The organism is Rhodoblastus sp., from assembly GCF_052145335.1.
Taxonomy (GTDB): domain Bacteria; phylum Pseudomonadota; class Alphaproteobacteria; order Rhizobiales; family Beijerinckiaceae; genus Rhodoblastus.
Genome location: NZ_JBKQOU010000281.1, coordinates 1 through 9,394, shown reverse-complemented (window position 1 = coordinate 9,394; position 9,394 = coordinate 1). Strand labels below are relative to the sequence as shown.

The 9,394-nt window shown below is 59.5% G+C and carries 10 protein-coding genes and 1 pseudogene; 7 read left to right on the top strand and 4 right to left on the bottom strand.

The annotated features are described in order from the left end of the window. A pseudogene (locus ACLP2E_RS17490) lies at window positions 1-165 on the top strand (IS110 family transposase); the annotation flags it as partial. A gap of 342 nt (window positions 166-507) precedes the next feature. On the opposite strand, the gene glyA reads toward ACLP2E_RS17490, so the two are convergent. From glyA to ACLP2E_RS17470, 4 genes are all read right to left on the bottom strand, one after another. Further along, window positions 508-1,812 carry a serine hydroxymethyltransferase gene (gene glyA / locus ACLP2E_RS17485; protein WP_442462825.1) on the bottom strand — a complete coding sequence of 435 codons (1,305 nt, stop codon included), beginning with the start codon at window positions 1,810-1,812 and terminating at the stop codon, window positions 508-510. A 148-nt stretch (window positions 1,813-1,960) separates the two neighbouring features. Next, window positions 1,961-3,199 (bottom strand): L,D-transpeptidase family protein, encoded by a 1,239-nt coding sequence (locus tag ACLP2E_RS17480; RefSeq protein WP_442466666.1) that lies wholly within the window; start codon window positions 3,197-3,199, stop codon window positions 1,961-1,963. A 354-nt stretch (window positions 3,200-3,553) separates the two neighbouring features. Continuing rightward, entirely contained in the window at window positions 3,554-4,066 is a 513-nt protein-coding gene (gene ldtR / locus ACLP2E_RS17475) for a transcriptional regulator LdtR (RefSeq protein ID WP_442462826.1), read from the bottom strand. 180 nt (window positions 4,067-4,246) lie between these two features. After that, the gene (locus ACLP2E_RS17470; RefSeq protein WP_442462827.1) at window positions 4,247-4,786 is read right to left on the bottom strand and encodes a DUF6163 family protein; all 540 of its coding nucleotides are present in this window, start codon (window positions 4,784-4,786) and stop codon (window positions 4,247-4,249) included. Between the two features lie 157 nt (window positions 4,787-4,943). Between ACLP2E_RS17470 and hemB the strand changes: the two genes are divergently transcribed. The 6 genes from hemB (at window position 4,944) to ACLP2E_RS17440 (ending at window position 9,063) form a co-directional block, all read left to right on the top strand. After that, window positions 4,944-5,966 (top strand): porphobilinogen synthase, encoded by a 1,023-nt coding sequence (hemB, locus tag ACLP2E_RS17465; RefSeq protein ID WP_442462828.1) that lies wholly within the window; start codon window positions 4,944-4,946, stop codon window positions 5,964-5,966. Between the two features lie 101 nt (window positions 5,967-6,067). Next, on the top strand, window positions 6,068-6,613 hold the full coding sequence (locus tag ACLP2E_RS17460; RefSeq protein WP_442462829.1) for a GNAT family N-acetyltransferase: 546 nt from the start codon (window positions 6,068-6,070) through the stop codon (window positions 6,611-6,613). Between the two features lie 109 nt (window positions 6,614-6,722). Further along, window positions 6,723-7,187 carry an RDD family protein gene (locus tag ACLP2E_RS17455; protein WP_442462830.1) on the top strand — a complete coding sequence of 155 codons (465 nt, stop codon included), beginning with the start codon at window positions 6,723-6,725 and terminating at the stop codon, window positions 7,185-7,187. A gap of 37 nt (window positions 7,188-7,224) precedes the next feature. Beyond that, the gene (locus tag ACLP2E_RS17450; RefSeq protein ID WP_442462831.1) at window positions 7,225-7,956 is read left to right on the top strand and encodes an arginyltransferase; all 732 of its coding nucleotides are present in this window, start codon (window positions 7,225-7,227) and stop codon (window positions 7,954-7,956) included. A gap of 25 nt (window positions 7,957-7,981) precedes the next feature. Further along, window positions 7,982-8,200, top strand: coding sequence for a hypothetical protein (locus ACLP2E_RS17445; protein WP_442466665.1), 219 nt, complete (start codon window positions 7,982-7,984; stop codon window positions 8,198-8,200). 260 nt (window positions 8,201-8,460) lie between these two features. Then, entirely contained in the window at window positions 8,461-9,063 is a 603-nt protein-coding gene (locus ACLP2E_RS17440) for a hypothetical protein (protein WP_442462832.1), read from the top strand. Window positions 9,064-9,394 lie beyond the last annotated feature (331 nt).

The window sequence follows — 9,394 nt, the reverse complement described above, 5'->3', positions numbered from 1 at the left end:
CAGCCCGAAAGCAGCTTGGCGCAATGGTTCCGGCAACGGGTGGGTGAGCTTCAAGGGCGAACCCGCCGCATCGCCATCGTCGCCATGGCGCGCAAATTGTTGATCGCGGTCTGGCGGTTTGCCAAATATGGCATCGTGCCGGAAGGAGCCATTGTCGCGGCGTGAGTTTCGATCGTCGATAATCTCGGCGATCGATCGGAGGATGTGACCGTCTTCGTCAATGGGAGCTTCTCGCTCCCGCGTTTCAGGTGGGTCACGTCAGCCGGGGTCGAAGCCTCGTGCATGAGGCATTGTGGTTGCCGATTAAAAAGACGCAGGGCGTCACGATCGGGACCGTATGTAAGGTTATGCAGCGCTCGCTGCTTGCGGTAGCGACCCCCAATCCGCTCGATCGGCGCCGAAAATAACCATCGACAAATCACCGGCATTCCAGATCCTTGCCGCTCTTGACAGGAGGACCCCCATGTAAAGACGATCCCGGCGCGAAAATTCTGGTTACGAGTGGTTTCAGTAAATCGGGAAGCGCCGGGTTAACTCCTCGACGCGGGCGCGTACCGAAGCTTCCACGACGGCATTGCCGAGCTCTCCACCTCTCGCCAAACCGCCCAAAGTCTCGAGTATCAGTTGCCCGACCTGTTTAAATTCGGCGGCGCCGAAGCCGCGCGAGGTGGCGGCGGGAGTGCCGAGACGGATGCCCGAGGTCACCCAGGGCTTTTCCGGATCGAACGGCACGCCATTCTTGTTACATGTGATTTCGGCACGTCCGAGCGCCGCCTCGGCCGCCTTGCCGGTTAGTTTTTCCGGCCGCAGATCGACGAGCATAAGATGATTGTCAGTGCCACCAGTGACGAGATCGAGGCCGCCGGCCAAGAGCGTCTCTGCCAGCACCCGCGCGTTTTCCACCACCTGCTTGGCATAAAGCTTGAATTCGGGGCGCAAGGCCTCGCCGAAGGCGACCGCCTTCCCGGCGATGACATGCATCAGCGGACCACCCTGCAGGCCAGGGAAGATTGCTGAATTGATCTTCTTGGCAATGTTTTCGTCATCGCATAGCACCAGCCCTCCGCGCGGCCCGCGCAGGGTTTTGTGCGTAGTGGAGGTGACGACGTGGGCATGGGGGAAGGGCGAGGGATGGACGCCGCCCGCCACCAGACCGGCAAAATGCGCCATGTCCACGAAAAGATAAGCGCCAATGGAATCCGCGATAGCGCGGAAACGCGGAAAATCCCAGAAACGCGCATAGGCCGAACCACCGGCAATGATCAGTTTCGGCTTGTGCTGGTATGCCAGCGTCTCGACCTGATCCATGTCGATGCAGCCGGTTTCGGGGCTGACGCCATAGGACACCGGCTTGAACCATTTGCCCGACATGTTGACCGGAGCACCATGGGTTAGATGGCCCCCCGCCGCCAGATCAAGGCCCATGAACACGTCAGCAGGCTGGAGCAAGGCGAGAAACACCGCCTGGTTGGCCTGGCTGCCGGAGTTGGGTTGCACATTGGCGAAACCACAGCCGAACAATCTGGTGACGCGCTCTATGGCGAGATTCTCAGCGATATCGACGAACTGACAGCCCCCGTAATAGCGTTTTCCCGGATAGCCCTCGGCATATTTATTGGTCAGCACCGAGCCCTGCGCTTCCAAAACGGCGCGCGAAACGATGTTTTCCGAGGCGATCAATTCGATCTCGCGCTGCTGGCGGCCTAACTCCAACTCGACCGCGCGAAAAATTTCCGGATCGGCTTGGGCAAGAGAGGAGCCAAAAAAGTTGTTGGAAAAAAATTTCGCCGCTGCGGCGCTGGATCGGCTCATGCTAGGGCTCCGTGAATGGGGCAAAATTCGCAAGATCTATTGCGGATTAACTGGCCCAATATCACGCGAGTTGCGCGGAAGAAAGGCCGGGAAAATACAACGCCCCGGCGGAACGTTTCGCCGGGGCGTTTCTCAAACGAATCTAAAACTACTGCTCGTCCGGCTCCGGTTCCACGGCCACGCCGCCGCCGCGTTGGACGACCGGTTGCACCGGGGAGGCGCCGCCGGCGACGGAGGAAAAGCCGTCACGCTGATAAATATCCTCGCGGAACTGAACGAGCCCTTCGGGCGTGCCCCAGGCCGTGATATAGACCCAGTATACGTTGACCGGCGGCTCGAGCTTGACGTCGAGACGCTCGCCGGAGGCGATGGCTTGGTCAATCCGGTCCCGGTCCCAGCCCGGATTGTTTTTCAACAGCCACGCGACATAGTCGCGCACATTCTGCAGGCGCATGCAGCCGGAGGAGACGAAGCGGAAATCGTCACCGAAGACGCCCTTGGCCGGCGTGTCATGCATATAGACGCCGTAGGGATTGTTGATGTTGATACGGACCACGCCGAGCGAGTTTTCGGTGCTCGGATCCTCGCGGAAGCGGTAATTGGTAGCCTCCAGCGAATGCCAGTTGATCTGTTCCGCCTGCACCTCGTTATTGTTCTTGTCGAAAATGCGGATATGGTTGTCTTTGAGATAATTCGAATCGGCCTGCATTTTCGGGATCAGATCCTTGCGAATGATCGAGGCAGGCACGGTCCAATATGGATTGAAGTCGATGTCCAGCGCGCGGGTCTGCATCACCGGCGACTGGCGGTCGATCTTGCCCACGCCCGCAGCATGGCGAGTCGCCACTGTGTCATTTTCCACCGTGTCGACCATGGCCGCTGGAATATTGGCTTCGACGAAACGTTCGCCGAGATTGGTCGAGAACGTCCTCAACCGCACGATATTGGTCTCGAGTTGGCGCAGTCGGTAGTCGGCAGGAACGTTCATGGCGTCGATCGTTGCCGGATTGGCGACGCCGCTTTCGATCAGACCATGACGCGCCTGAAAGCGCTTCACGCCAGCCTCGACATAGGAATCGTAAACGCCCGAACTGGATGAAGCTGGGTCTAGATCGCCGGTGACGATCAGACGACGGCGCAAGGAGGCGACTGCCGGGCCGGACGAACCGAGTTTCAACGTTGCGCCAGTCGGAACCTTGTTCCAACCGCCCTTGGCGACAATGCCGCGATAAGTCTCGATAGCCTGTTCGGTGGCGGCGAGCGTGCGCGGTGAGAGCAGCGGCGTCGTCGTGCGGGAGACAGCAAGCCTCGCGCCGGAATCATAATGCTGCGCCCACTCGGCCTGACTGAAACCATCGCCTGCGCGCGCGGCGACGACCATGCTCATGGCGACGCCAAACGTCAGGCCGGCGGCGCCGAGATGACGCGCCGAGTTCTTGCCAAGCGCGAAACAGGTAACGAATCGCGTCAAATCGGGTCTGCTCAAATCCAAAACTCCAATTGCCAATAGCCGGAGGGGTCGGAGAGCGGCGCCCGCCGACGGGCTGTTAGGGTAACGAATCCATGACGAGGGTTAAAAAGGCGCGAATAGCGCGGCGATTTTAAGGCGAAAACGATAGGCTGAGGATAATCTCGGACGTTGCGGCAATTGGGTCACGTCCTATCGCATAAGAAACAAAAAAACCGGACCTTGCAGCCCGGCTAGCAGCGTTGATCGATCGAAGCGAATTGGCGTGTCAGATCAGAGGCGATATTTGATCTGGTCGGTCCAGAAACGCTCCAAACGGGTCAGGGCGTTGTTGACGACCTTGAATTCATCGGCCGAGACGCCGCCAATCTGTTCGACGGTAAAGACATGCTTTTCATAAAGCGCCGCAACGATGTCACGGACGTCCTTCCCTTCCGCGGTCAGACTGATGCGCACCGAGCGACGATCGATGCGCGAGCGGGAATGGTGCAAATAGTCCATTTCCACCAATTTTTTTACATTATAGGAGACGTTGGATCCGAGATAATAACCGCGGGTGCGCAATTCGCCAGCGGTCAGTTCGGAATCGCCGATATTGTAGAGCAGCAGCGCCTGCACGGCGTTGATGTCGGAACGGCCGCGCCGATCGAATTCGTCCTTGATCACATCTAACAGACGGCGATGCAGCCGCTCAACCAGCGTCAAGGCTTCAAGATAGGCCGGACGCACGTCGACGCCGCGTTCAGCGCGGGCGGTGGAAATCTCCATTTTGGCGGCGTTCGACATAGCTCAACTCCAGCGATCTGTTTTGCGCCGATCATGTTCCGGCGGCTTCGATGGACAGACCATAGCGGGAAACGGATGAAAACCGGTTTAAGCAACAAGCTGAATCCCGAGTTACCGTGCTTACACTGAATTGAGGTGAATCTTCGATGAATTAAATCAAGTATTTACGTTGACAAAGAGTCACGCGTCGCGCGGCCGGTAGGCGATCAGCTTCCGGACCAGATCATGTGCCTTTTTCAGTCCCCGGTCGATGGGACCGATTTCGCCCGAAGCGACATTGGCCCTCCAGGACAACACGATATAAAGCGCGAATAGAAGGCCGTCGAACCATCTGATCCAGTCGCCGCCGTAGAAAAACGACGGTTTGATAGAAGCGACAAATACCTGCGCCAGCAGGGTCAAAAGCCAGACCACGCCGCCCCAAGGTGCGACCAGCCACAAGCCGACGGCGGCGATTAGGTTGAGCACGGCGAAAAAGATCGTCGCGGCCACGCTGCCGGTGGAATAGTCGAGAAATGAATCGGCGTCCGGCGCGAGAATGCGCCGCCATTGCTCCAGACCCTCGAATATCCACAGCAGGGCAACAAGGCGGAAAAACACGGTAAGGAAAAATGTCCAGCGCTCCTCTTGCGCGTCGGGTCCGGCTTTCACCCCGACATGGATGGCGGCGAAAGACCCCCCTGTCTCATCGTTTTTTTCCGCGCCTTTGTAAAAATCCATAATGGTTCCTGTTTTTCCCGGCGCGGATTTCAATGATACGCGCACCGAGCGTTGACGATGCGATAATCCATTTGCCACGTCCGCGCAAAAATTTTCTCGGGCGCCGGCACTATGCTATTGGAAGCCTCCCCAGCCGGATCATTCCTGGAACCTAGCCATGTCCACCAACGCCCGCCATCCACTCGATCTTTCGCTCGGTCTGACCCACCGCCCGCGCCGCAACCGCAAGGCGGACTGGTCGCGCCGGCTGGTACGCGAAAACGTGCTGACGACGGACGATTTGATCTGGCCTATTTTCGTCGTCGAAGGCGAGAATGTCCTCACGCCAATCGCCTCCATGCCCGGTGTCGACCGGCTGTCTGTCGACCAAGCCGTCGCCGCCGCCCGGAAAGCCACTGAACTCGGCATTCCGGCAATCGCCCTGTTTCCTTATACCGAACCGGAGTTACGCGATCCCAATGGCTCGGAGGCCCTCAACGACGCCAATCTGGTCTGCCGCGCCTGCCGCGCGATCAAGAAAGCCGTGCCGCAGATCGGCCTGATCACCGATGTCGCGCTCGATCCCTATACCAGCCACGGCCATGACGGCGTGATGGAGGGCGAAACCATCCTCAACGACGAAACCGTGGCGATCCTTGTCGAACAGGCGCTCAACCAGGCGCGCGCCGGCGCCGATGTGATCGCTCCCTCGGACATGATGGACGGACGCGTCGCGGCGATACGCGCCGGTCTTGACAGCGAGGGGTTCCAGCTGGTGCAAATCATGGCCTACGCCGCCAAATACGCTTCGGCCTTTTACGGCCCGTTCCGCGACGCCATAGGAACCAAGGCGGTGCTGACCGGCGACAAGCGCACCTATCAGATGGACCCGGCCAATTCCGACGAGGCCCTGCGCGAGGTCGCGACCGATCTCGACGAAGGCGCCGACATGATCATGGTCAAGCCCGGCCTGCCCTATCTCGACATCGTCCATCGCGTCAAGGACGCATACGGCGCTCCCACCTTCGCCTATCAAGTTTCGGGAGAATATGCGATGATCATGGCGGCGGCGCAAAATGGGTGGCTCGACGGCGATAAGGCCATGTTGGAGAGCCTGCTCGCCTTCAAAAGGGCGGGCGCGGACGGCATTCTCACCTATTTCGCGCCAAAGGTGGCGGAAATGCTGAAAAGAGGCGCATAAGCCGATTGCGAACAGCGGCTCGGCGGGGATTTCGCCGCATGCGCCGCAAGAACGCCAGACATTTTCGCCCCTGGGATGGGATACCGGGAGGAGGAAGGGTCATGGGCGCGCCGAAAATCACCGATTGCTGCGCAAAGCTTTTCCCCGAGGGTTTCGCGCGAACGCAGCGCCTGATCCTGACGCCGCTGCAGGCGGCGGACGCCTTTCAGCTGGTCGTGCTGACCAACGATCCGCTGGTCGCCGCCGGGGTGTCCCTGTTGCGCCAGCCCTTCACCCTCACTGACGCGCAGGAATTGATTTCCTTTTCCCGCGCCCAAAGAGGTTGTTTCGCCTCGATCCGGCTCGGCGAAAGGGGCCCGTTCATCGGTTGCTCCGGCGCCTTGGCGCGCGAAGGAGACGATATAGAAATGGGCTTCTGGCTTGGCGTTCCCTATCACGGCAAGCATTACGGCGCCGAGGCGGCGCAAGCCATGCTGACCCTGTTGCGCGCGGCCTTTCCGGAGCGGCGCATCGTCGCCGAATGTCCGCGCGAGAATGCCGCCTCCTGGCGGCTGCTGATGCGGCTCGGCTTCTGCCCCAGCGGCGTGAGCGGGGCGCGCAGGGGCGCGGAATTACTGACCTACAAGGCGCCGGAGGCGGTGGCGTGAATAGTCGGGCTCCCCGTTCGATTGCGCCCCTCTTGCGCCGGGCGGGTCGAAAAGCCAGATAATATCCTCGGCGCCATCATCTGGCTGCAACCTCGGAGCGCGTGGAAAAATGAGCAATGTGAATGGCTGGAACGCCACCGGTCAAACCTTCTATCCTCTCGCCCCCCTGCCCGCCAGCGCCTTGCAAAGCGTGCGCCGCCGGCGCATGGCGGCGATCTGTCTCGACCTGATCCTGGTCAGCATCATGTCGGTGGGAACCTTCATCGTTCTCGGCTTGCTGACGCTCGGCATCGCCTGGCTGATCCTGCCGCCCTTGTTTCCCTTCATCGCCTTTTTCTACAACGGCCTGACCATATCGGGCTGGCGCATGGCGACGCCGGGCATGAAGGCGATGGATCTGGAAATGCGGCTGGTCGACGGATCGCCGACGCCGTTCATCAACGCCGCCGTCCACGCGGTGCTGTTCTATCTGAGCTGGATGTTTCCGCCGATCTTCCTGATTTCGCTGTTCGCCGACGACAAGCGCTGCCTGCACGACATGCTCGCCGGCGTGATCGTGCTGCGTCGCGTGTGAGGCCCAGCAAACTTTTGGGTGGAGGGGGAAGGAAGAATTGACCAGCGAACCGCGCGATCCGCCACAGTTTTATCTGACCTCCCCCGCGCCGTGCCCCTACCTGCCGGGCAAGGAAGAGCGCAAGGTCTTCACTCATCTGGTCGGGCGCCGCGCCTCCCGTCTCAACGACGCGCTCACCCATTCGGGCTTTCGACGCTCGCAGACCATCGCCTATCGCCCCGCCTGCGAAAATTGCAAGGGCTGCGTTTCGGTGCGCATTCTGTGCGACGAGTTTTTGCCGGGGCGCACCCAGAAAAAGGTGCTCGCCCGCAATACCGACGTGGTCGGCGCGCTGGGCCCGTCGCGGGCGGACAGCGAGCAATTCTCCCTGTTTCGCGCCTATCTCGATTCCCGCCACAGCGACGGCGGCATGGCTGACATGGCCATGCTCGATTACGCGATGATGGTCGAGGACAGCCATGTCGAAAGCCGGCTGGCGCGTTACCGCCTGCGCGTTCCCGGCGCCGAGCCCGGCCCCCTGGTCGCCTGCTGTCTCACCGACGTGCTCGAAGACGGCCTGTCGATGGTCTATTCCTTCTACGATCCGGAACTGGCCCATCGCTCGCTCGGCGCCTTCATGATCCTCGACCATGTTTTCCGCGCCAGGGCGATGGGCCTGCCGCATCTCTATCTCGGCTATTGGGTCGCCGGCTCGAAAAAGATGGACTACAAGGCGCATTACCTGCCCCAGGAGCGGCTGGGGAACGAGGGTTGGACGCGGGTCGGCTGATCCGAATTCCGGCAATTTCAAAAAAGTGAATGAAAAAATCGCGCGGGGAAACCGCCAGAGTAATGTTCCCGTTTTGTTTCACGTGAAACGAGATTTGGGCGCACCTCGCCGCCGTCGCGACTTACTTTTTGAAAATACAATGATTTTTTCGCCTCCCGCCTTCGGTCCGCTCGAGAACCGGAACGCTTCGCGCCGCGCCGCAGCAAAATGCAACCTCGCGGTTGCGGTGGTGAAAAACGTGTGAAAATGAACGAAAAAGTGCGGAAATTGACAGGTTTTTGCGCAAATCAATCAAAAAATCACGCGTTTTTTCACATTTTCCCACCGGCGCCGCGTTTGCCATCTCTTACAACCTGAGCGCGATTTTTCGCAAATCAGGCGGTCATTGCGAGCGAAGCGAAACAATTCAGCGCTGGAACACGCGCGCCGCCTTCATCGCCCAAACTTCGCATTTGCGTCGGCCTGCCGACGGCGGCTAATGTCTCCGTCGCCGGAGCGGGATACATGAATCAGATTTTGATCCAGGATTATTTCAACGAAATCGACCGCCTGAAAAAGTATTCCGGCTCCGTCACCGAAGGCGTTATTTCCGAAGCCTTCAAGGATTTGCTGAAAAGCTGCGCCAGGCGCGCCAATCTGATTTTCATTCCGCAATATGAATTCCTGTCGCCGCAAAAGAACCGCATCCGTCCCGACGGAACCATCTTGCACGATCTGCGCGTGCCGCTCGGCTATTGGGAAGCCAAGGACAGCGCCGACGATCTCGACGTCGAAATCCGCAAAAAGCTCGCCAAGGGCTATCCGCAGGACAATATCATTTTCGAAAATTCGGAAACCGCCGTCCTGATCCAGAACCGGCAGGAGGTTTTTCGCTGCGACATGCGCGATGTCGCCCAACTCGGCCATCTGGTTTCGCTGTTTTTCTCCTACGAGCGTCAGGAAATCGCCGATTTCCGCAAGGCGGTGGCGCAATTCTCCACCGACCTTCCCGCCGTGCTCGAAGCCTTGCGCGAAAAGATCGACGACGCCTACAAGAAGGTGGCTCGACGCGAAGCGGCGAGGCGGATGAGGGGTCGTCGCGGCTTGGCGTCTATGTCGAGGCTGTGAGCGACGACCCCTCATCCGGCCCTTCGGGCCACCTTCTCCCGCAAGGGGCTTTGGCTAAAAAATACGAATTTTTCAGACAAGTGTCGCGGCTTTTAGACAACTGCAAAATTCGCGAAACTTAAGCGTTCTCGTTAAATCGGTTCCAATCGTCTCAGACCACATGCAGCATGCGGGTCGCATCGAATGAGTGAGCGGCGGCGGGCTGGCCAGACCGGAAATCATCGCGCCGGTATTCCGGCTAAGTCCCTTGAGTTCCGACGCGAAGTGCAACACCCCCCGCCGATCTGGTATCGGCTTGGCTGTTCAGGACCAATGGGAGTGTTGCCATGCG

Bases quoted from the DNA above. Each gene is read 5' to 3' on its own strand.
- glyA (WP_442462825.1), bottom strand. From the start codon at position 1,812: ATGAGCCGATCCAGCGCCGCAGCGGCGAAATTTTTTTCCAACAACTTT.
- ACLP2E_RS17480 (WP_442466666.1), bottom strand. From the start codon at position 3,199: ATGAGCATGGTCGTCGCCGCGCGCGCAGGCGATGGTTTCAGTCAGGCC.
- ldtR (WP_442462826.1), bottom strand. From the start codon at position 4,066: ATGTCGAACGCCGCCAAAATGGAGATTTCCACCGCCCGCGCTGAACGC.
- ACLP2E_RS17470 (WP_442462827.1), bottom strand. From the start codon at position 4,786: ATGGATTTTTACAAAGGCGCGGAAAAAAACGATGAGACAGGGGGGTCT.
- hemB (WP_442462828.1), top strand. From the start codon at position 4,944: ATGTCCACCAACGCCCGCCATCCACTCGATCTTTCGCTCGGTCTGACC.
- ACLP2E_RS17460 (WP_442462829.1), top strand. From the start codon at position 6,068: ATGGGCGCGCCGAAAATCACCGATTGCTGCGCAAAGCTTTTCCCCGAG.
- ACLP2E_RS17455 (WP_442462830.1), top strand. From the start codon at position 6,723: ATGAGCAATGTGAATGGCTGGAACGCCACCGGTCAAACCTTCTATCCT.
- ACLP2E_RS17440 (WP_442462832.1), top strand. From the start codon at position 8,461: ATGAATCAGATTTTGATCCAGGATTATTTCAACGAAATCGACCGCCTG.